Source organism: Acinetobacter sp. X9 (genome assembly GCF_054889255.1).
Map to the genome: position 1 here is coordinate 706259 of NZ_CM142679.1, position 22638 is coordinate 728896.

The window sequence follows — 22638 nt, forward strand, 5'->3', positions numbered from 1 at the left end:
TAAAAAATTTTATAATGCTTTGAGTTTATGTATGTCAGAAGAACTACTTATTAATGTCACGCCTATGGAGTGTCGGGTGGCATTAATCGAAAATGGAACTGTTAATGAACTGTATGTCGAGCGTACAGTTAAACGCGGGCTAGTCGGCAATATCTACAAGGGTAAAGTTGTACGAGTGCTTCCGGGCATGCAAGCTGCCTTTGTTGATATTGGTTTGTCTCGAACAGCCTTTTTACATATCAATGATATGGTTTGGCCTCGTTCACAGCCTACCCCAAATGTCTTTGAACTATTACATCCTGGGCAAACCCTTACTGTCCAAGTAATGAAAGATATGTTGGGCACAAAAGGCGCACGCCTCAGTACAGATCTTTCAATCCCTTCTCGCTATTTGGTTTTAATGCCGTATGGCAACCATATTGGTGTTTCGCAGCGTATTGAGTCTGAAGAAGAGCGAGATCGTCTGCGTAATATTATTGAAGGTATTCAATCTGAGCATAATTTACCTGGTAGCGTGATTGTCCGTACGGCTGCAGAAGGTGTGGATGAGGCAGAAATTGCACAGGACATGTGTTATCTGAGCAAATTGTGGGAGTATATCCAGCGTAAGCAGACTGACGTTGCTGTTCCTTCTTTAATTTTTGAAGAACTTCCATTACCTCAACGTATTATTCGCGACTTAGCAAGCGAAGAAACCGCAAAGATTTATGTAGATTCGCGAGAGATTCATGCAAAACTGCTTGAGTTTGTAGATGAGTTTGTCCCGAATATGAAGAGTCGTCTCATTCATTATCCGGGGGAGCGACCATTATTTGATCTTTATAATGTTGAAGAAGATATTCAAAAAGCCTTACAAACTCGGGTAGCTTTGAAGTCAGGCGGTTATCTGATGATCGACCAGACTGAAGCCATGACAACGATTGACGTTAACACAGGTTCATATGTAGGTGGTCGTAGTCTTGAAGACACTGTTTTTAAAACCAATATGGAGGCGACTCAAGTTATCGCGCGTCAACTTAGACTGCGTAATTTGGGTGGTATTCTCATTATTGATTTCATTGACATGCAAGAAGCAACTCACCGTGAAGAGGTGATGCGTCAGTTTGAGAAAATGCTTGAGCGAGATCACGCGAAGACCAAAATTACTCAAGTGTCAGAACTTGGTCTGGTCGAAATGACGCGTAAACGAACTCGTGAATCATTAGAACACTTGTTATGTGAATCATGTCCAACATGCCAAGGGCGTGGTTTTGTCAAAACAGCGGAGACAGTGTGTTACGAAATATTTCGTGAGATATTACGTTATACCCGTGCATTTGAGTCAACGAGTGGCTTTACTGTTGTTGCCCATCCTTCTGTGATTGACCGATTATTAACAGCAGAAGCACCAGCAGTAGCCGATTTAGAGCATTTTATTAACCGTGTTATTAAATTTCAGGTCGAAAATTTATATACGCAAGAGCAATACGATATCATTTTAAGTTAAAGTTGTAACAAGATATCGCTTAATCCTTGTTACAACTGAAATTTTACTTTCATTCATGAATTTTAAATACTACTTACATACAGTAGCCCTAGACGTTCTCCCTATTAAACGTCTTAGCAAACAATAAGAGGTATAACCCATGAATGTAAGTGAAAACTTAATTAGCAACGGTCTTAAACATGTTTTAGAAAGCACGCCAGTAAATAGCTGCTATATGTTGAATGACCAAGGTAAAGAAGTACCAATCACAACTGCAATGATTCGTTCAGTATGTCATCAGTTGCTTAACCAGTGCCGCACAATCAAAAAATAAGGGGCCAATTTAAAGCCCCTTAATTTTCTAACTTGCTGAATGATGTTTCAGTTGTTTCTCTGCAATAATTTCTTCAAAACGTTGAATCTCATCCTCTAAATGAGTCAAAAGATTTTGCATTTTTGGCAAAGCATTTCGACAAGCTGTTAATCCAACTTCAAGCTTATCTAAATAACTGGTCATGGTAATGTTTAGAGCTTGTCCATCCATGACAATCGAAGCAGGGTAGAGCGCATCTAATTTCGCGCCATTCCAATAAAGTGGCTCACGTGGTCCTGGTACATTGGAAATCACTAAATTGAACGCCTGACGCTTAGGAAGCATTCCTGACATGATGTTTAATCCTGCCGGACCATAAACAACCGCACTATAGTTTAAAATTTCATTCGCAGTCATGCGGTTAAAGCGTTGCTTTGAATTCTGCATGCTGCGACGAATGATTTCTAGGCGTTCTAACGGTTGATCTTTGTGCGTCCCTAGATTTGCCAAAATCATGGTAATTCGATTACTCATGTCAGAATCATCTGTACGTAATGAAGCTGGAACCATGGCAATAAGTGGCTTTTTAGGTAAGCTGTTTTGGCTAATCAAATATTCACGTAAAGCGCCTGAACATACAGCTAGAACAACATCATTAATTGTCACGCCTAATGCTTTTGAAATTTTTCTAAGGCGGCTTAATTCAAATGATTGGGCCGCAAAACGACGTGAAGCACTGACTCTTTGGTTCAAAATAGAAACTGGTGCCTGAAAAGTAGAAACATAATCAGGATTTTTGCCCATTTCCTTGAATATTGTTTGAGATAGCTCGTGCATAACTTTTGGAGCTATGTCGAGTTGAGATTTAATACCGCCTAAAATACTTTTAATTTTACTAGTACTTGGAGTTGGTACTTTTAGACGCTTAGCTCTTTTGCTCTCAACACACCATAAAGGAACAACATGTTTCTCTTCTGGTGTTTTTGATAGAGATTTCTCGATCAAACGCATACCCGCAACACCATCTACCATGGCATGATGGATTTTAAAATACATGGCAAAACGATTGCCTTCGATTCCTTCAATAATGTCACAAGTCCAAAGTGGCTTTGCACGATCAATTAGTGAACTATGCTGCTGTGAAATATAAACCAGTAGTTCACGAATACGGCCCGGGTGAGGCAAAGCAATGTGGCGAAAGTGATGATCGATATCGAACTCTTCATCCTCATCCCAAAATAGACCACTTAAACGGTTATTGAAGGGAGGGATAGGAATGCTTTTTGAGCGTTTAATATCTTCTACTAAATCATGTACAAAGGTTTCTGGTGCATTTTCAGGAATTTCAAATAAAAATAATCCACCGACATGCATGGGTTGCTGTCTTTTTTCAAGTGACAGAAAAATGAAATCAATTGGGTGTAATGGACGCATAAATCATTGTGCCTCATGCATTTTTCTAAGAAGCCCTTATATGAGCTCTTATTAGAATTATAGAACCGTAAAATTAAGTATATAGCGTTTAGAGTAGAGAAAATATGACTTTGTGTACGGAACATGACATAAAAAAAACCACTGATTTGCCAGTGGTTTTTTGATATCCAATTACTTTTTCATATTACCTGCGTGTAAGCCACACTCTTTTTGGGTGGCTTCTTCCCACCACCAGCGTCCTTCACGCTCATGTTGATTTGGTAATACAGGTCGTGTACATGGTTCACAGCCAATAGAAACAAAACCGCGCTCATGAAGAGGGTTATATGGAATTTCCATCATACGGATGTAGCTCCATACCTCAGCACTTGTCCAGTTCGCTAGAGGGTTATATTTAATGAGTTGCTTACCTGGGCCAGAGAAACCTGCATCAGCTTGTACGACCGGAATCTCTGTACGCGTACCAGGACTTTGATCTTTACGTTGACCCGTAATCCAGCCATCTAAAGTCGCAAGTTTTTTACGCAAAGGCTGAACTTTTCGAATACCGCAACATTCTTGATGCCCATCTGTAAAAAAGCTGAATAAACCTTTTTCGTTTACCATGTTTTGAACAGCTTCTGATTCAGGGAAACAAATTTCGATATTGATATTATAGTGTTTACGAACAGTTTCAATAAATTGATAGGTCTCAGCGTGGAGTCGGCCAGTGTCGAGACTAAAGACACGGAAAGGTTTGCCTAAACGTGAAGCAATATCAATTAACACAACGTCTTCTGCTCCCGAAAAAGAAATTGCAATTTCACCTTGTTGGCTTAAGGCAAGCTCTAAAATTTCTCGAGGGCTTTTGGTTGCATATTCAGCAGCAAGAGCATCTACGATATCAATAGTCGGAATAACGGTCATGTGTGTTCCTGGCAAAAGGCTTGGGCGCATTGAGTTATGAAAAATATTCTAAAGGATAGTTGATAAAGTGCTTAGCACTTTAATTTCGATCCTTATGAATAAAATTGATTTGATCAATAACAACGCAAAACTGAAAATCTTAATGGTATGATACAGCAATTTTTAACCAACGTTGGAAGCATTCATGGAAATCGTATGCCTAGATCTTGAAGGGGTTTTAGTTCCTGAAATCTGGATCAATTTCGCTAAAAAAACAGGGATTAAAGAACTCGAAGCAACAACTCGTGATATTCCGGATTATGATGTTTTAATGACTCAGCGTCTTAATATTTTAAAACAACACGGTTTAGGCTTAAATGACATTCAAGAAGTCATTGCTGAGATGGGGCCATTACCGGGAGCAAAAGAGTTTGTTGAATGGGTGAGTACGCATTTCCAACTTGTGATCTTGTCAGATACCTTCTATGAATTTGCGCATCCTTTAATGAAGCAATTAGGGTGGCCAACAATTTTCTGTCATAAGTTAGAGACAGATGAAGAAGGCATGATTACCGCTTATAAACTACGTCAACCAGATCAAAAACGTGAGTGTGTTAAAGCACTGCATGGCTTGAATTTCCGTGTAATCGCTGCAGGTGATTCGTATAACGATACAACCATGCTTGGTGAAGCGGACCATGGTTTCTTATTTGATGCGCCTGCAAATGTGATTGCTGAGTTTCCTCAATTTCCAGCTATCCACGGTTATGATGCATTAAAAGAAGCAATCCGTTCAGTTTCACAGCGTACAATCCCAGCTTGAGAATAAATAATAAAAAAGGCGCTTTAAGCGCCTTTTTTATATGCATAATTTTTTAAACTTAGAATTTATAACCAAGTTTTAAACCATAAGCGATAGCGTTGTTGTCAGAGAATTCTGCAACATAGTAATCATCGCTACCAGCTTGGGCTCCAGTTTGTGCTTTTGCATCACCCAACCAGAAATATTTTACACCGCCAGCAATAAAGGTTTGTGGAGTAGGGCTGTATTGAACACCTACGCCTACGTTCCAGTAACCTTCAGTTGGACCTAAAGTTGTTACAGGATTACCTGCGCCAGAGTCCCAACCTACCGAAACATTACCCGCCCACTTGTCGTTAAGTTTACGACCTACACCGGCATTCACAGACCATTGGTCATCAGAATATTCCACTAAATTAAAGCCATTTGGACGGCTAGGAGTTGCTATTGGACCTACAGCTTCTGATACTTTGCCAAATTTATATGGACGAATTGCGAAATCTTTCCAATTTACCCAGCGTACATTCGCAAATGCGACTGTATTTGCCATAATTCCTGTCTGGAAATCAAGGTTTACAGATTGAGGGGTAGTAATTGTAGTCTTGCCTTCTAATTGGTTAGCAGCAATAGCTTTACCAATTGTTTGTTGAATCGCTCCAGCTTGGGCAGGAGTTAACTGACCAGCTGCAACTAATTGTCCAATAGTTGATCCAAGTGCTCCAGCATTGGCTGTAATTGAATCTGCAAGTGCAATTGTTTCATCTGCATTAATTTTATGGTCAATTTCTGAGCGGTATGTAATCGATGCCTTAAGTGCAATTTCTGGAATTTGGAAAGCGGCCCCAGCTAACCAGCCAGCTGCTCCATCTTCAGGAATTGAAGCGTCATAGCCATTATATAGGCTATATGCAGAACCTCTTAAATGAACATTTCCTTTAATCGTTTGGTATACACCACCACCATAAAAGTTAAAATTTTCAGTGGGTTGGAATCCAAAGATCATCGAAATATTTTGGGTGTCAACCTCAACAGAAGTAGCACCTTGAGTTCCGCCTAAAGCACCTGTTGTAATTGGTAAAGTGCCAAGAATTGGATCTGATGGGCTTGCTACAAAAGCATTATTACCAGAATATTGTGCATCGGCTCCAAATGGTTGATCGTATAGTAAACCAAAAGAGAATTTATCAGTAAGTTGTAGTTTTAAGGCTGCGCTTGGGAAGTAATAATCTTCTCCCATATCACCAATATTACGACCTGTTTTGATTGTACCGGCTTCCTTACCAGCTACATCTGGGTCTAAAACAGAAATTCCAGCTTCAAAGTAATTACCAGGCTGCAAAAATGCAGAGATAGATTGTCCAGAGCGATCCAATGCTGCTGCAAAAACCCCAGTTGCAGGCAGCGTTGCTAAAATCATTGCAGTGCTCAGATGTTTTAATTTCATTTTAATCTTTCCTTGAACTTCAAGACATTTTTTTAAAAGTAACAGAGTTAAACCGTTTAAACTGTGTTGCCTTCAAAGCTCCTAATTACAAGTAATAGAAGCTTTGATAACTCCATGTAACAAAAATAGCATAATTACAATAAGAGTAAATCTGTTATATGAACTGAGGAGTACTCACTTTTTATACAAATAATGTCAATAATGGATGAAATATGAAGGAATATTTGCATTGTTAAATTAATTTAATTAATTGATATTTATATTTTTTATCTATTAGTGATGGCCTTTGTTTTTATGACATTTTTGTCACAAATCCAAGAAAAATGGTCAAAGATTTTTTTGTAAAAATATGAATTAAGTGATTATGAAATGAGTATTGGTTTTCATTTTTAGTTGATAAGTCTAGTTTCTCTACATCTGTATATTATTGATTAAATTTTATATTATTTATTTTATGAAAAAGTTTACCTTAATTTTTTTACCATTTGATCTATTTTTTGAGCGAATTTGGACTCTATATTTGAAAGTTATGTGTAATAAAAACCGAAAATAATGATCTAAATTCGGTTATTTAATTTTAAGAGCTAAAACAGAGCATTAGAGTGGATATAGTTTTTCATCAAATTGCTCAAGTTTGGGAAATTTTAATGACTCTAGCTGGTCAAGATGAGTAAGGTAGATTACATAGTCTTCAAGAAGGGTTTGTCGTGCTTCTTGGCTAATATACGGCACATGATAAGCAATGAATGGAGGTAGGACTTCAAAACCAGCATATGCCAAAGTACCACGTTGAATCGGGGATAAATAATTTTCGATTGGTCCGTGAATTGAGTTTTCTCCAAACATGTGTGTTCTACCACCGAGTGTTAAACACAACATCGCTTTTTTACCTGCCATGCCGCCATGGTTGTAAAAACGCTTGCCTCCATAAAAAAGTCCTGAGACAAATACGCGATCAATCCAGCCTTTTAAAATTGCTGGCACAGATGTCCAATAAAGTGGGAAATTTAAAATAACTAAATCAGCTTTCTTAACTTTTTCAATTTCTGCTTGAATATCTGGAGCTAGAAGTTGATTTTTGCTGGCGTTTCTTTGTTCTAGTGCATAGTTAAAATACTCAGGCTGATTAAGCTCTAAGAAATCCTCTTTGGATGCAATAGGGTTAAATTGCATCGCATATAAATCTGAAACTTCTACGCTGTGCCCCAATTTTTCTAAAGTTTGCTTAGCTGTACTTTTTAGAGCAGTGGTGAAAGACTGTGGTTCTGGATGAGCATGGACAATCAGAATGTTCATAAGGTGGGACCTATATTCTTTTTTAGAAATTGTGCTGTCTAGTGCAATTCAGCGGATTTTGTTTTGAATAACTATGCATCAATTTAAAAGCATGGCATAGTTCATGAACTGACAGTTTTTACCATTTCGTGCCATTTTATTTTGCTCATATGGGTTGTTTATGAATCCAGAATTACCCGGAACTTATATTAATTTAATCGTTGAGACTATTAAGCGGTGGGGTGTCTCTGATGAGCAGCTTTTAGATGGAAGTGGAATAACCTTAGACCAATTAGAAAAGCCTTACTGGTATGTTGAGTTCAACATCTTAAATCAACTTATTGAACGGGCCATTGAGTTATGCAAAGAGCCAGCACTAGCAGGGTATTTAGCATTAAGCATGACAGCTTCATGTTATGGTTCAGTTGGAATGGCTGCCATAGTTTCTCCAAATTTAGGAGAAGCGCTAAAAATACTTGAACAATTCATTGCTTCACGTTGTAAGGTTTTTAAACCGGAATTAAAACAAGAAAATAATGATGCATGTTGGTCAATTCATCAGCCCATCAATGCATTTCAGCTGAGCCCAAATGCCAACATTTTTTTGTTAATCGGTTTTGTTCAAATTGCGAAAAAATTAACAGGGCTTTCTCATTTGGGAAAAGTTGAATTACAAATGCCAGAGCCAATAGGTTTTGACCAAATCAGTCATCAACTGGCTGTGACTTGTTTATTTAACCAAAAGCGTAATCGTTGGATATTTCCAAAAGACTATTTAGCACAACCTGTATTAACGGCAGACCCAATGCTAGCGCCGTTGTTAAATGCACAATGTAAGCGGGATATAGAGAAATTAAACTTAAAAAGTGGTTGGAAAGGGCGAGTCAAACAAGTTGCCGAAAAATTGCTTATGAATGGGAATGTTGAGGCGTTAAAAGTTGGGCAAGTGGCTCATATCATGAATATATCAGAGCGAACTTTGCAACGCTATTTAGCTCTTGATGATACTAGTTTTACACTTTTGGTTGACTCACTGAAAAAGGAGTATGCCCAGAAACTTTTAACTCAAAATAATATGTCGGTTGAAAAAGTGGCTTTAATGCTGGGTTATGCCGAGACTTCTCACTTCACTCGTGCGTTTAAGCGCTGGATGGGGATGACGCCTAAATATTTCCAAACCCAGCATAAAATGGCGGATTCAAATTAAAGGGCCACAAATTTAAATTCATGGCCTTTCATTTATTATTTGAGTCAATTAAGTAGATTGTTCTGGCTTAGATGAGAGTGATTCAATCACTTCAAAATAGCTAGACGGTGCAGGAACATGTCCGCGGTCTCTCAATAGACGATGCATACGCGGCAGTTTGAAGTAGGGCACCGAAGCCATTAAATGGTGTTCCATGTGATAATTGACATGAATAGGCGCTACAAAACTTCTAGCAATCCAACCTGCACGTGTAGTACGGGTATTAGTTAAGGCTGTATTACTCGTTTGCATGCCTGCATGTTCGGCCATTGAGCGAATTCTTAAAAATAATGGAAACGGTGTTAAATAAGCTAGGGGCCATAACCAATAAAACCGTTGTTGACCAAAAGCTTTTAAAACACCATAAAGAGCTACATTGGTTGCAATAGCTCCGCTACTGTTTTTTATAAGACTTTTTGCATAATCAACGAAATCTTTATTGCTTCGATCTAGCCAGACTTGATCATTTGCAACAGTCCATTTCATTAGATCTAGGTCCATTAACACTCGACCAAAGCTAAACTTTAATCCTGTCATACCTGTTAAGTCGCGTAAAAATTTACGAGTAAGCGATTTTTTGCTTACAGGAAAACCAGAAACTAAAGAAAGATCGGGGTCATCTGGAGTAGAGGTTTTTGCATGATGACGCACATGATGTACGCGATATTTTTGTAGATCATTCCAGATTGGACGGGCGCATAACCATTCACCTACAAAGTCATTGATTTTCTTATTTTTGAACAAGCTTTTATGAGATGCATCATGCATCAAAATTGCTAGACATAACTGGCGACCCGCCAATATGGCCAAAGCTAGCATACAAGCAAGTAATTTGCCCCAGTTAGGTAAGTAATCCCACATCATGATTAAGCTTGCAAATGTTCCGCCAATAACAGCCCATGTGCTTGCAACAGCCCAAGCGCCGTATGCATCTGAGGGTTGTGTGAGCTCCTGTATTTCTTCTCTGCTAAATAGATCGGTCACACTCACTTGTGCATTCATTTTTATTCTCCCAAATCAGATTTTGGCATTCATATTTTATATTACAAATATAATCATAAAATTTTAAAAAGTGAAATATTTGTTTGTAAAAAAATAAATCGCCTGTTAGTGGGCTAATTCATTTTCATAAAGTTTTTGCCATAGCTTTTGTCCAATCGAATCGAGCTGTTGTACATTTTGAGCAAACTGATTGCGGGCATGTTCATTAACAAATGGAGGGGGGAGCAGAGGATCATTCATGAGTAAGGTAATTGTTTCGCGTCCTAATAACAAAGCTTGAGTGGCGGCCTCGTTTAAGGATAAATTTTTATAATTTAAAAGCCATTCTTGGATATCTTGACTATACATCTCATAATTTTTTTCAAGCTGCTTGGTATCCCACAAAGAATGAATTAACGAAACTGTTTTTGCGTCAAATTTTTGAATAATAGAAATTTTAGCTTCATTTTCAAGCCCCGCTAAAACAAGTTCTTCACATGTTTTTTCAAAGCTATACGCTAAATTATCTGGACGTATATAAATTCCAGTTTCGAGCTCTCTAAAACCAAATTGACGTAAAGCGTGTTCTCTCTTTTTTAAAGCGGTTCGATCAATACGACCTAATGTCCCCGTAAATACTGCCAGATAGTGTTGTTGCCATTCTTTAGTCTGCTTAATGCCATTTTTACGATTCAAAATGACTTTTGCCCATTCTTTGGTTGATGGCGAAAGTTGGTAAATACCGCGTTCGACACTTTCTATCATGCCTTCATTTAATAGCCGCGTTGTAGCCACACGAATACCGTTGTCACTCATATTAAAAAGTTTAGCGGCAATTAATATTTGTTTAATGGTGAGTTGAGGGTAGGCCGAGGAAAGAAATAAATCGATAATAAGATGGCGTGCATTAATTTTGGTATTTTTCATTCAGATTGAATTTTTGATATGAGTTGCATTTGGTCAGAATAATATCATGTTTTTTTAAGGACTTTTTAAGATCATTTTGTAGAGTAAGTAAAGGTAAAAAGCTTTGTCTATAACAAGAAAAACTTTGGCAGTTCTTAACCAAGTTTTATCTTTTTACGATAGTTAACCCAAGTTTGTCATCATGATGTGATACATTATCGCACTTTAAATAAACTGCCTTTAACTAGGGGCAATAACCACAAACGTTAGAAATGATCTGATATTGAACATGTGTTAAGTCTAATTTGGGACTTACCAATTTCGATAAAACAAATTTTAGGTCGTTCTAATGATTAACTTTCTTTGAGCAAGTTATGGAAAATTTTGAAGTTATAAAAGCACTGTTTTTAGGCTTTGTCGAAGGCTTAACTGAATTTTTACCCATCTCGAGTACAGGCCATTTAATTTTATTTGGTCATATTATCGATTTCCACTCAGACGGCGGTCGTGTATTTGAGGTCGTAATCCAGTTAGGTGCTATTTTGGCAGTGTGCTGGTTATACCGACAAAAAATTATTAACTTGATTAAGGGATTCTTTAGCGGTGATGTGGAGTCACGTCATTTTGCGATTAGTGTGCTTATTGCATTCTTTCCAGCAGTCATTATTGGTGTTCTAGCTGTCGACTTTATTAAAAGTGTTCTATTTAGCCCAATTGTGGTTGCGATTGCTTTAATTGTCGGTGCTCTTATCATTTTCTGGGTTGAATCTAGACAATTTGAACATAAGACACTCGATGCAACTAAAATTACTTTTAAACAAGCGCTTTTAGTAGGTCTTGCTCAATGTGTGGCGATGATTCCAGGAACTTCACGTTCAGGCGCAACAATTGTAGGCGGAATGTTTGCAGGTTTATCACGTAAAGCTGCTACAGAATTTTCTTTCTTCCTTGCTATGCCGACCATGTTGGGGGCTGCGACTTTTGACTTGATTAAAAATGCTGACGTACTCACCTCAGACAATATGATTAATATTGGGGTAGGTTTCGTAGCTGCTTTTATTGCCGCGCTGTTTGTTGTAAAAGCATTGGTACTGTTTGTAGAACGTCATACGTTACGTGTATTTGCTTGGTACCGAATTGTACTTGGTGTAATTATTTTGATTGCAGCAATGTTCTTTAATTTATCGGCTTAAATAGCCTAATAAAGTGAAAAAACCTAGAATGCTCTAGGTTTTTTTATGCCTAAAAATTTATTTGAATTGCCTATTTATACAAAGTAAACGTAAGACAGATGTTTTCATTTTAGGTTCATTGTTATATTGGTTATTAGATTACCTCTCACAATAAAACTATGTCGCAAAATCATCTTACAGAACATTTGGTCGATGCATTTTTGCACTTGGCTCCAGCAGAAGGTCTCTATCCTACTTTTATCTCTAACATCACCTTAATGCGGGTAGATCATTCCACACCACCTATTGCCGTGCTGCAAGAACCTTCAATTGTTTTAGTGATACAGGGATTAAAGCGCGGATATATTGGTAAAGAAATCTTTCAGTTTCAACAAGGACAGTGTTTATTTATCTCAATTGCAATACCGTTTGATTGCGATACTGTAGTTGAAAATAATGAACCCATGTTGGCAATCGCAATAAAGTTTGAACCACAAATGATGGCTGATCTCATTACTAAAATGGATAAACAGCAACAAGTGGTTACTGAAGATGCTCATTCAGAAGATTTAAAATTAAGTTGTGGGCTTAGAGTGATTGACATGAATGCGACCATTTCAGAGGTTGCTCTACGATTACTCAATTTACTTCGTTCTAAACAAGATACTTTTATATTGGGTGAGCAAGTTAAAAGAGAATTGGTTTATCGTGTGGTGCAGGCTTCAGGTAACAGTCTAGTCGAAAGCTTATCTGCTATGGCAAGTCGAAATGGCGTGATTTACACCATTTGTGAAATTATTCAGCGTGATTATTATCATAACTTAACGGTTCAAGAGTTGGCGAAACAAGCAGGCATGAGCATCTCGCTTTTTCATCAAACTTTTAAAAAGGTGACGAATTATTCGCCCTTACAGTACATCAAAATTACTCGGTTACATAAGGCACGTGACTTAATCATGAACAATAAAATGGGAGTCGCAGAAGCCGCCTATGAAGTTGGATATGTTAGTGCTTCACAATTTAGCCGAGAATTTAAACGACTGTTTGGCGTTCCACCCAAGTCCTCAATTATTTAACGTAGATTAGTATTTGAAATATAAATCAAACATGGAGCATTTTATGACCCTTCCAACAACCATGAAAATTATTGAAATTACGGCTCCTGGTGGACCTGAGGTTCTAAAAGTTCAAGATGCTAATATTCCAAAACCTCAAGCAGATGAAGTCTTAATTGAGGTAAAGGCTGCTGGAATTAACCGTCCTGACGTTTTGCAGCGTATGGGATTATATCCAATGCCTAAAGGTGTTACTCAAATACCAGGACTTGAAGTCGCTGGTGTTGTGGTTTCTGTAGGTGACCAAGTAGATCACTTTAAGGTTGGTGATAAAGTTTGCGCCCTAACAAATGGCGGCGGTTATGCTGAGTACTGTGCGGTAACTGCAACTCAAGTATTGCCAATACCTGAAAATTTATCTTTTACACAAGCTGCTGCTATTCCGGAAACATTTTTTACGGTTTGGGCAAATTTATTTGATATTGGCCGTTTAAAGAAAGATGAAACCGCACTGATTCATGGTGGGGCAAGTGGTATTGGAACCACAGCTTTAGCGATTTGCCAAGCTTTAGGAATTAGAACTTTTGCGACCGTTGGTAGTGAAGATAAAGTTGAAGCACTCTCTAGTTTCACCACAGCAATTAACTATAAAACCCAAGATTTTGAGCAAGAAGTTTTGAAACATACTCAAGACCAAGGTGTTGATGTTATTTTGGACATTGTGGGTGGTTCTTATTTCACGAAAAATTTAAACCTATTAAAACGTGATGGCCGACTTGTCATTATTGGTTTTATGGGTGGTCGAATCGCAAAAGAATTTGACTTACAAAAACTAATTTTAAAACGTGCCACAATTACGGGTTCAACGATGCGAGCACGTAATAGCCAAGAAAAAGCAGAGATTGCACAATCTTTGCATGAGCATGTATGGCCATTATTGGCTCAAGGTAAATGTTTACCTCAAATCTATAAAATGTATGCTTTTTCAGATGTACAAAGTGCTCACGCATGTATGGAACAAGGTGATCATATTGGAAAGATCGTTTTAGAAATGAATGCGTAACACTGTAATCATTGAAGTTTGGGCGAACGACAGATTCGCCTAAACTGAATTTTATAATTCTAGATTCTGCCTATTTCTCTATAAAAATTGCCAAATTCTATTGGCAGATTGCACCCGTTCTATAACTTCACCTATAAATTGAGTAAGAAATAACAATTGGTTCTTACCTTATTATTTCTTTCCATACTGATGAAAAAGGATAGTAACAATGAATACCGCAAATATTGATGATAAAAATCCTACTCCAGATTTGGCTGAAGATAATGCCTTTTTCCCATCACCTTATTCACTGAGTCAATATACTGCTCCTAAAACCGATTACGATGGCACGACTTATTCAAAGCCGTATTCAGGCAATAAAAAGGTCTTAATGATTGCGACTGATGAACGTTATATTCAGATGCAAAATGGTAAGTTCTTTTCAACAGGCAACCATCCTGTAGAAATGCTCTTACCGATGTTTCATTTAGATAATGCGGGTTTTGAAATTGATATTGCGACACTTTCAGGGAACCCTGCCAAACTTGAAATGTGGGCGATGCCAAAGCAAGAACAAGTAGTATTAGACACTTTTCAGAAATATGCAGACAAATTAAAAAATCCATTAAAGCTAACTGATATTTTAGAAAACGCAGTGGGGGAAAACTCACCATATACGGCTGTATTTATTCCGGGTGGGCATGGCGTATTAGCTAAAATTCCACATAGCCTTGAGGTGAAAAAAGTTCTTAAATGGGCGGTTGAACAAGATAAATTTATTATTACATTATGCCATGGTCCAGCTTCATTACTTGCTGCGGCTGTAGATGAACAGCCAGAAAACTATATTTTTAAAGGCTATCAAATTTGTGTATTCCCTGATTCATTAGATAAGGGAGCAAATATTGATATCGGTTATATGCCTGGAGATTTACCTTGGCTAGTGGGTGAAAACCTTGAAAAACTTGGCGTGGAAATTTTAAATAAGGGCATTACAGGTCAATGTCATAGAGACCGTAAATTGCTAACTGGTGATAGTCCGCTTGCTTCTAATAATTTAGGCAAACTTGCAGCTGAAACATTGTTGGCTGAAGTGAAGGATTAACGTATTAAGTATGTGCGCCCTGCGGGACTCGAACTATTTTCTATAGACTTTAATATATAAGGTAGAAGTGGGGATATTTTTATCAATATATCCCCATTTGTATCCTTATTTCCTTAAGTACTTGTATTGGTGAAATACTATTATGGATGTGGGTTTGAATCCTAAATAGGGATTCGAATTGCTGGAATCACTATGAGTTGTTATAGGAGAGGATAGATACTTTTAAGCAAAAATGATTTTTTGAGCGATAGCGTAGAGAAATAGGAGAAAAATATTATCCATCTGAGGATAAGTGGACTACGTACAAGTACAATGTAGGCAATTAGATAAGTTTGATAGAGAATGGCGCTTTTGGCCAGTTAGACCGGAAAACTAAGAAAAGATGAATGGGGAATTCATATTTTTTTTAAACTTAGACTATTATGTTTTGCATTATAAAAAATATTAGCTCGGGGGATTTATGCCAACAACAGCGTATTCAAAAACCTTTAATGGCGAGTTTCAGGTCGATCAACTTGAAAATTTACATGCAAAGTTTAAGGAACAATTACAACTCGATAAGGATTTTAGGGCATTTGTTAAGTCAGATGTTCTTTGCCCATGTTGTAATACATCTAATGCTATTGTTGTAAGTCAAGGATTTTCTAAAGTTTCCAACGAACCTGTGAAACAAGCACATTTTGCTTTTAAAAATAATGATGGTTTGGATTCTCATCTAAAATTTTGTGATTTTTATTCTGGATTGGATAGGGAAATCTTAACTACTAATGAGTGCATGGTTAGATTGAGAGAATCTAACGATTTGTTAACTGAAACAGTTAGAAGATTTATTTGCGCTGGAATTGAAAATAATGTCTTTAGTCAAAGAGATATTTTAGCTATGAGGCAGTGGTTTTTTGAACTGAAATCAACTAAATCGCTTTTCGTGAAAGAAAGCAAGTTAAAGCTTAAATTATTACGCCAAATGATTATTAACAAGGGGAGAAATAAAAAACAATTTTTTTACAGTGATGAGCCGAGAGAATTAATTGACATTGATGCTGAAGCACTAAAATTGCTCTCTTTTAGAGTTCCTTTGAATGGTTTGCCAGATCCTAATAATATTAAAGAGAATTGGGTATATTATTCTTTAGGATCCAAAACTGTTATTGAAAAAGCAATTAAAATTTCTATTAAAGATGATCAGACTTATACATATGATAGAACCCTGTTGAAAGAAAATTACAAAAAAGCCTGGCATGTAGCGTACAAAATAGTTAGTTCTGTTCCTGAATTACTTAAAAAATATGGCCGAAGCACCCATACCAAAGTTAGAAAATTAAACTCGATTATGGCTTATGCTGCTTTACTTTTATTCATCAATAAATGGGATATTGATGCTTCTCTTAGCATGCATAATGAAAGAATTGCTCCTATTGATAAAATAACAAATATGGATTTAGGAAACGTCATAGGAATAAATCCCTTTATGAATTACGCAGAGTGGGATGTATTAAAATTTGTTGATGTGTGGACTAATCAGTTAGAGGGTTTTGATATAACAGTTGAATTTAATAAAGCTAAAACTGATATCTTAGAATATTACGGAAAATAATATTGTCTCAAAAATAAGTCATACAATGCAAAAAACTAAATTTAGCATTGGCCCTATTCATAGTTAATGGGGTTTTGGTTGGAGAGTGGATGTAGGCTTAATCATTTAAAGGATAGTCAAAAATTTTTCCTTCGAATATATTTCCTTTCTGTGTAGTAAAAATAGGTTTTAATTTAACCTGTTCTTTATAGCCTTGTTTTATTAAAGTATTTGTTAAGTTTTCGGTATTGAAAGCATATCTAAAGTTTTTTCCTGAACTAAGTTCATATGGAAAATTTAAGCCAAATACATTGTCTAGATATGCGGGAATATTCTTTTTATTAGGTAGTTCTAAATAGCATGATGAGAGGCTTAGTATTTTCTCACCGTGATTGATACATTCTAAAAATAGATAATATTCTTTGGATATCCCATTTGGATAAGTCAGAAATCCAAAACTTTTTTTTATTTCTAATTTTTCTCGTTTTGAATCCCATTTCGACCATATGGTATAGGCTGTACCTAATAGCCCCATTAATCCAAAAATAATAGTTATCCAGTCTGAAATAGTGATTTCAATTTGCACTCTTTTTCCTCTTAAATTGACTAAAAATTTATGTCTCATTTAACAATTATTGCACAACATCTACACGTATTCTTAGAGGCTTGGTAGATATATATATTCTTCACCCATCTTCATTAAGTTATCAAAATTGGGCTCTTTTTACGGTCCGAGCTGCAAATGCGACAGTATAAAACCAGCCATAATATCATTTGGATATGTTACGGGACGGTTATTAAGGACTGAGAAAATAAAATAATGTAACGTTACTATTTTTATTCTTGCGCCTTTAAATTTTCATAGAAATGACGAATAGTAAAAGCTTCTTTACTAAGGCGTGGATGGTCTGGAACTGCTAACTTGAAACTATTTGGCTGTAATTGGGTTTGGTACACAGGTAAGTTACATTTATTTGATACATTATATTGATTTATAGCGTTTAAGAGTGCGTTATATTTTTCATCATCTGAATTTAGTTTAGCTCCTAGAATTACTGACGCTATGCTCAGGGGCGGAAACTTTACTAACAATGAATTTTCATTGTTGGGATCATAATCATGTTTAAGCACCCGAAATTCTTCTTCATATTCCCACTCACTAGATTTCGTCAAGAATTGATTTTTTACCATTGTATGCATAAGTCTAAGAAAATCATCCGACCATGGAGTAAATGGGGTAGGTGGTAAGACTGTTTTAGGAAAGTTATCCGTATAGATGACTTTTAGTAGAGTAAAGGCGTCAGGAGCTGGACCGTAAATGAAAGGATGCGGTATTCTAAATTCAATAACAAATCCTTGATGTGATTGTGCATAATGTGACCACATTAGAATACTTAAGGGATTATTGTTGAAGCATGTAACTGCTAATTTTTCAGTGAGAGCTTTTTGAAGTAACTCAGTAGGCTTGTTACCTTCAATTTCAGTTACTGCTACGCAGTCATAAGGATCATTGAAACGACCTGGAGGAGTAAACTTTAAATGACATTCTGTAAATATTTCTAATACTTTAAAATATTGGTCAAAGCTTAGATGTTTGTATATGTAGTAAAAATCCTTATCACATCTTAAGTTTTCATAGTCTGAAAAGGCATCATCAGTATCTATTATTGATAACAGTCCCATTGCTACGGATTTCAAATCGTTCAAGTCAACCTCTATAATTAGATTTTTTATTAATATTCAGTGCTTAGTATAAGATATTTTTGTAAAACTTTTACCTTGTTTGATATAAAAATAATGGTCGTTAGAAGATATTAAATATTCATAATTTTGATTATTTTATATACGCTGATTATGTTACTACATCAAAAAAATGCTGTTACTACATCAAAATCTAAAAGTAAAAATTTTAAATCAAAATTGACTACTCTCATTTCTAGCCTCTAACTAATCCAGTATTGGGATTATTCCAAAAACGGTAATATTCCTATTATTGGTATTTTGAATGCTCCCAATAATAGGATGTAGAATCACCCCAATTTTGGGATGCAGAACCTATCAATGAATCAATCATAGAATCGATCATTCACTCTAAAAGAGTTATTGGCTCAATAAATTACAGCATTTGAGATAGTCAAAATAATATAGATAAATAGATTTGAATTGTTCCTTCTCAAAAACCAATTAAGAAAATAGCTCAATTTCTCACTGGTTTGAGTTCTGTCAGCTTTTTTAAAGAAAAATGAATCAAGGTACATGAATAATTATTAAGAGCTTAAGAAGGCGAATAAAGCGTTTAACAGTGGGGTGATTAGGTTTGAGATTTGTTGGCCAGAGTTAGGGGCTTTACAGATAGGAAAAGTAAGAGAAATAGGGTGTTTTACAGTCTCCCTCGCGCGCGCGCGCGTTTTATTGAAAATATACCCATTTTTTGTGGACCTAATCCAAGTCTTAATTAGATAAATTGAAGGGGCTGAACTATGAATATATTTGTCGAACTATGCTGTTTCTCCACACCTAAAAATCTTTTTTTCAATAAAAAATTTCCAAACTATTTGGCTCCAGACTTCAACCGTATGATTATCGATTTGACGAATTTAGATTGGACACATGAAAAGATTGCGCACGTACTGCCGATTTCGGGAGCTTCTACAATCTCAGAGTGGGCACGTGGTAGTTTTCCTAACTATGACAACGGCGCTGCATTGATAGAACTCTGGATGCAGTTAACTAGTAAAACAGAAAAAGAAATACCTCGAATTAATCGCTACCTTATAGCTTAGAAGGACTTAAATATGGGATCTAAAAAGAAGTTTTTTGAACCGATTACAGGAATTGAAATTAATCGAGCTATTGATCTAAGTAAAAGCATTCCCGAAAAATTAAATAATTTTCAGGAAGATATTCATTATTTGGATTCTAATCAGCTTTTTCAGAAGCAATTTACTCGCCAGCTATTAGCTATAACAAATGACCTAGAAGAGTTAAATCACTTGCTTTTAGTTATGGCGAAGCCAAAAGATATTTATTATTCCTCTTTAAGGACAGCTTTAGCTGCTGTTAGCAATATATCTAATGCTTTAATTATTACGGCGTATTATCTTGATTCTGAGAATAAATATAAGCGCTTATTGAATAAGAATACATTTTCTTTTGAAGTAAATTTAATCCTAAAGAAATTGGATTTTGTGAAACAGATTTTAGAGCGTTTAAGTAAGGGTAATTCTAGTAATAGGGGCATTGAGCGCCCAGTATCAGATTTTAGATCTCGTGCATGAATAAGTTATGAGAGGGGCTTTGGAAGCCCTTTTTTATGTTTTAAATACACCCATTTTTTCGTATATAAGTAGCTCTATTCTGTATTTAGACAGGTAAAAATACAGGATAAATATGACTGAAGTTATATCACCAGACAACAAAGAGCTTTTAACTTATGTTTTGGGAGATATACATAACAAGCTCTACATTGATGTCGTACGAGATTTAAAACAACAAACAGAGCAAAAATTAGAATCAGGCGAACTTGAGTCAGCCGATTTCCCAGTAACACACTATTTTGCACCAGGTGTTTATTCACGACAGATGGACGCTAAAGCGGGTACTTTCTGCATTAGCAAGATGCATCGCACAGAGCATATAAATGTTTTATTGAAAGGTGCACTAACCATTATCACTGAAGATGGACTGAAGTATTTAGAAGCTCCACAGGTTCTTAAATCTCGAGCTGGAACAATGCGAATAGGGTACTTTCATCAAGATACTTCTTGGCTCACCATTCATCCTACTAACGAAACTGATCTGGAAGCTATCGAACGTGATGTGATTGTTCCAGAACATGAAATTGAGGAGTTTCTTGCATCGATTGGTCATACGCCTAAGGAGATCGCATTATGTCTTGGTTAGCAACAGGCGCCGCAGTTTTAAGTACTGCTATTGCTACATATTCAGCTTATTCAACAAGTAAAACTCAAGAAGAACAGGCTGAGGCCGATGCTGACGCAGCTAAAGCGAGTGGTCGTTTAGAAGCTGAACGTATCAGAAAACAGAAAGATAGAGTCCAATCGGCGGCACGAGCTCAAGCGGCTGAAAATGGCCTAAGTGTCAATGAGGGCACAACAGTCACGATCAATGACAAGATTGAGCAAGATGCACAATATGATGCGGCTATGGCTGAAATTTCAGGGTACAACACATCTCAGCGCTTAAGAGCAGAAGCAAGTATCTATAAGAGCAATGCAAATACAGCAGCTGCAACTGGGATGTTAGATACTGTAGCAGTTGGCGCTAAGGGGTATAGTGACCACACCAAGGCAAAGAAAGACACGGCATCTAAGAATCAGACTGCAATTATGACCGCGGCACCACCAAAAACAACAGGGGGCTGGAAATAATCCAAGTATATTAATTATTAATCAATTGATTAAGGAGCTTTAGCTCCTTTTTTATTGTATGGTATTTTCGAGTTAGATAAAAAAGTGAATTGAAGTGAAAAGAAAAATAGCTTTATTGGGAATCTGCTTTATTAGTGTTATTAGCTCACTAGGCCATGCAAATGACGTATATGCCACATATGAGGTGCTTACATCTAAAGAGTTGGCCAATAAATCTATTCTCGCTTTAGAAAGCTTTAGTTGTTCTATATGGGCTGAACTAATGGAGGATCAAAAGGCAAGTGAAACATTTTTATTAAATGGATATGATCATGGGCGCGTATATGTGCAAGGTTTGTTAAATGCAAAAATTAACCAAGATGATAAACGAAGATATATTCCAGGCGTCATGTACCCCGAGTTGAAGTTTACGCCTAATGTGGATTTTATGTTGGGGGCTATCTTTCAAAAAGTCAGTGACAATACCAAAGCAATTACATATGACTTTGATGCCAAAGGCTCTGATAAATATTTTTCAAAGTCTAAAGAGTCGTACGCTAAGAACGGATGTGCCAAAATTTTATTAGAAATGAAATAGAAAAGAACTTTTTGGAAATTGAATATGATTTTAGACCGCGAATTCCAACTCGAAATTATGAAAAAGATGGCTGAAGTGTACCCAGCCGCATATAACTTTTGGACTGATCTTGATTATCGAGATAAAGAAAATCAGCATAAGCTTTATTCAAATCTCTACTACTTACAATCTCATGGATTATTAGAACCAAAGAGTATTCACTACACTACTAGCCTGGACGGTATAGGAAGCTGGAACTTGGGAAGTACTAGGCTAAATCACAAAGGAATGGACTTTCTAGCAGATGACGGTGGACTATCTGCAATCTTAGGTACCGTGACTATCAAGTTTGAAACTGAGCAGCTAAAGGCTATTTTGGCTGCAAAAATCATGAGTTCTGATCTTAGTCCTGAACGTAAAACAACTATGATTGATGCAATTAAAGAATTACCTGCAGAAGGTCTAAAGCATTTAACAACAAAAATTGTAGATGTTGGATGGGATAACTTAGATTCACTTATGACCTTAATTCAGAGTAGCCTTCCATTATGAAAAAAATATTAATCTGTTCACTATTAACTTTTATTAGTTCAGTAGTTTTAGCGACTCCAATTACTTTGCAGCACGCCAAGACCGGCTATGTAAATTCAGGAATTTGTTCCGCCGTGGTGGATATAACGATTCATGATTTTCTTGGAACCAATGACAAGCTGTATTTGGATCTTGTGGCAAAGGATAAAGCTGGGAAAATAAAAGGAACCTCTGAAGATATCATTACTTATGATGATGTTCAGAACCTTTCTGGTAAAGCATTTGGCAAAGTATTTATAGAGTCTGAAGATATGTGTGAGGCAGACCGTACTTGGACAATTCAGGTTAAGCGTGCAGTATTGGTAATTGAGGGGAAACGTGAAGACTTGGTGAAAACGAAGCAAGTAATGATTGATGATTTTCAGCCTATGAGGTTTAAAATAAGCAAATAAATTAAGTTTT

General features: G+C 36.6%; 24 protein-coding genes. 16 read left to right on the forward strand and 8 right to left on the reverse strand.

The genetic code is table 11. From position 1 onward, the window contains the following. The first annotated feature begins 31 nt into the window (after positions 1–31). Both rng and ACYU0V_RS03520 read left to right on the forward strand, forming a co-directional pair. Positions 32–1486, forward strand: a complete 1455-nt coding sequence (gene rng, locus ACYU0V_RS03515; protein WP_005064412.1) for a ribonuclease G — start codon at positions 32–34, stop codon at positions 1484–1486. A gap of 139 nt (positions 1487–1625) precedes the next feature. Beyond that, positions 1626–1799, forward strand: a complete 174-nt coding sequence (locus tag ACYU0V_RS03520; protein WP_002116397.1) for a PA1571 family protein — start codon at positions 1626–1628, stop codon at positions 1797–1799. Between the two features lie 27 nt (positions 1800–1826). Here the strand turns inward: ACYU0V_RS03520 and ACYU0V_RS03525 are convergent, their stop codons facing one another. Both ACYU0V_RS03525 and ACYU0V_RS03530 read right to left on the reverse strand, forming a co-directional pair. Continuing rightward, on the reverse strand, positions 1827–3212 hold the full coding sequence (locus ACYU0V_RS03525; RefSeq protein ID WP_461849065.1) for a WS/DGAT/MGAT family O-acyltransferase: 1386 nt from the start codon (positions 3210–3212) through the stop codon (positions 1827–1829). Between the two features lie 171 nt (positions 3213–3383). Beyond that, positions 3384–4118: a phosphoadenylyl-sulfate reductase gene (locus ACYU0V_RS03530; protein ID WP_005064416.1), complete on the reverse strand. Its 735-nt coding sequence runs from the start codon at positions 4116–4118 to the stop codon at positions 3384–3386. Between the two features lie 184 nt (positions 4119–4302). Here ACYU0V_RS03530 and thrH point away from each other — a divergent pair, with 184 nt between their 5' ends. Then, entirely contained in the window at positions 4303–4920 is a 618-nt protein-coding gene (gene thrH / locus ACYU0V_RS03535; RefSeq protein WP_068565650.1) for a bifunctional phosphoserine phosphatase/homoserine phosphotransferase ThrH, read from the forward strand. Between the two features lie 58 nt (positions 4921–4978). Here thrH and ACYU0V_RS03540 read toward each other — a convergent pair whose 3' ends face one another. After that, complete coding sequence (locus ACYU0V_RS03540; protein ID WP_060466062.1) at positions 4979–6343, reverse strand: outer membrane protein transport protein; 1365 nt, start codon at positions 6341–6343, stop codon at positions 4979–4981. Positions 6344–6940: 597 nt separating this feature from the next. Continuing rightward, positions 6941–7639, reverse strand: a complete 699-nt coding sequence (locus ACYU0V_RS03545; RefSeq protein ID WP_347746215.1) for an NAD(P)H-dependent oxidoreductase — start codon at positions 7637–7639, stop codon at positions 6941–6943. Between the two features lie 160 nt (positions 7640–7799). Here ACYU0V_RS03545 and ACYU0V_RS03550 point away from each other — a divergent pair, with 160 nt between their 5' ends. Beyond that, positions 7800–8825, forward strand: a complete 1026-nt coding sequence (locus ACYU0V_RS03550; RefSeq protein ID WP_461849068.1) for an AraC family transcriptional regulator — start codon at positions 7800–7802, stop codon at positions 8823–8825. Between the two features lie 48 nt (positions 8826–8873). Here the strand turns inward: ACYU0V_RS03550 and ACYU0V_RS03555 are convergent, their stop codons facing one another. Together ACYU0V_RS03555 and ACYU0V_RS03560 are read right to left on the reverse strand one after the other, a co-directional pair. After that, the gene (locus ACYU0V_RS03555; protein WP_461849070.1) at positions 8874–9866 is read right to left on the reverse strand and encodes a fatty acid desaturase family protein; all 993 of its coding nucleotides are present in this window, start codon (positions 9864–9866) and stop codon (positions 8874–8876) included. Between the two features lie 105 nt (positions 9867–9971). Then, complete coding sequence (locus ACYU0V_RS03560; RefSeq protein ID WP_461849071.1) at positions 9972–10772, reverse strand: PaaX family transcriptional regulator C-terminal domain-containing protein; 801 nt, start codon at positions 10770–10772, stop codon at positions 9972–9974. 353 nt (positions 10773–11125) lie between these two features. On the opposite strand from ACYU0V_RS03560, the gene ACYU0V_RS03565 reads away from it, so the two are divergent. The 5 genes from ACYU0V_RS03565 (at position 11126) to ACYU0V_RS03585 (ending at position 16719) form a co-directional block, all read left to right on the forward strand. Next, positions 11126–11944, forward strand: coding sequence for an undecaprenyl-diphosphate phosphatase (locus ACYU0V_RS03565; RefSeq protein WP_016143164.1), 819 nt, complete (start codon positions 11126–11128; stop codon positions 11942–11944). 158 nt (positions 11945–12102) lie between these two features. After that, on the forward strand, positions 12103–12999 hold the full coding sequence (locus ACYU0V_RS03570; protein ID WP_461849072.1) for an AraC family transcriptional regulator: 897 nt from the start codon (positions 12103–12105) through the stop codon (positions 12997–12999). A gap of 31 nt (positions 13000–13030) precedes the next feature. Beyond that, entirely contained in the window at positions 13031–14041 is a 1011-nt protein-coding gene (locus ACYU0V_RS03575; protein WP_337078454.1) for an NAD(P)H-quinone oxidoreductase, read from the forward strand. Between the two features lie 208 nt (positions 14042–14249). After that, a complete protein-coding gene (gene hchA / locus ACYU0V_RS03580; protein WP_461849075.1) occupies positions 14250–15125 on the forward strand; it encodes a glyoxalase III HchA in 876 nt (291 codons plus the stop codon). Between the two features lie 460 nt (positions 15126–15585). Then, positions 15586–16719, forward strand: coding sequence for a hypothetical protein (locus ACYU0V_RS03585; protein WP_461849077.1), 1134 nt, complete (start codon positions 15586–15588; stop codon positions 16717–16719). Positions 16720–16816: 97 nt separating this feature from the next. Here the strand turns inward: ACYU0V_RS03585 and ACYU0V_RS03590 are convergent, their stop codons facing one another. Together ACYU0V_RS03590 and ACYU0V_RS03595 are read right to left on the reverse strand one after the other, a co-directional pair. Continuing rightward, positions 16817–17284, reverse strand: coding sequence for a hypothetical protein (locus ACYU0V_RS03590; protein WP_461849079.1), 468 nt, complete (start codon positions 17282–17284; stop codon positions 16817–16819). 251 nt (positions 17285–17535) lie between these two features. After that, the gene (locus ACYU0V_RS03595; protein ID WP_461849080.1) at positions 17536–18405 is read right to left on the reverse strand and encodes a DUF2971 domain-containing protein; all 870 of its coding nucleotides are present in this window, start codon (positions 18403–18405) and stop codon (positions 17536–17538) included. A 773-nt stretch (positions 18406–19178) separates the two neighbouring features. On the opposite strand from ACYU0V_RS03595, the gene ACYU0V_RS03600 reads away from it, so the two are divergent. The 7 genes from ACYU0V_RS03600 (at position 19179) to ACYU0V_RS03630 (ending at position 22628) form a co-directional block, all read left to right on the forward strand. Further along, the gene (locus ACYU0V_RS03600) at positions 19179–19481 is read left to right on the forward strand and encodes a hypothetical protein (protein WP_461849082.1); all 303 of its coding nucleotides are present in this window, start codon (positions 19179–19181) and stop codon (positions 19479–19481) included. 12 nt (positions 19482–19493) lie between these two features. Continuing rightward, the gene (locus tag ACYU0V_RS03605; protein ID WP_461849084.1) at positions 19494–19976 is read left to right on the forward strand and encodes a hypothetical protein; all 483 of its coding nucleotides are present in this window, start codon (positions 19494–19496) and stop codon (positions 19974–19976) included. Positions 19977–20088: 112 nt separating this feature from the next. Next, positions 20089–20601: a hypothetical protein gene (locus ACYU0V_RS03610; protein WP_461849086.1), complete on the forward strand. Its 513-nt coding sequence runs from the start codon at positions 20089–20091 to the stop codon at positions 20599–20601. Further along, positions 20589–21089, forward strand: a complete 501-nt coding sequence (locus ACYU0V_RS03615; protein ID WP_439915017.1) for a hypothetical protein — start codon at positions 20589–20591, stop codon at positions 21087–21089. The genes ACYU0V_RS03610 and ACYU0V_RS03615 overlap by 13 nt, the downstream gene beginning before the upstream one ends. A 94-nt stretch (positions 21090–21183) precedes the next feature. After that, complete coding sequence (locus tag ACYU0V_RS03620; protein ID WP_461849088.1) at positions 21184–21666, forward strand: hypothetical protein; 483 nt, start codon at positions 21184–21186, stop codon at positions 21664–21666. A 24-nt stretch (positions 21667–21690) separates the two neighbouring features. Next, positions 21691–22197 carry a hypothetical protein gene (locus tag ACYU0V_RS03625; RefSeq protein ID WP_461849090.1) on the forward strand — a complete coding sequence of 169 codons (507 nt, stop codon included), beginning with the start codon at positions 21691–21693 and terminating at the stop codon, positions 22195–22197. Continuing rightward, a complete protein-coding gene (locus ACYU0V_RS03630; protein WP_461849093.1) occupies positions 22194–22628 on the forward strand; it encodes a hypothetical protein in 435 nt (144 codons plus the stop codon). The genes ACYU0V_RS03625 and ACYU0V_RS03630 overlap by 4 nt, the downstream gene beginning before the upstream one ends. Positions 22629–22638 lie beyond the last annotated feature (10 nt).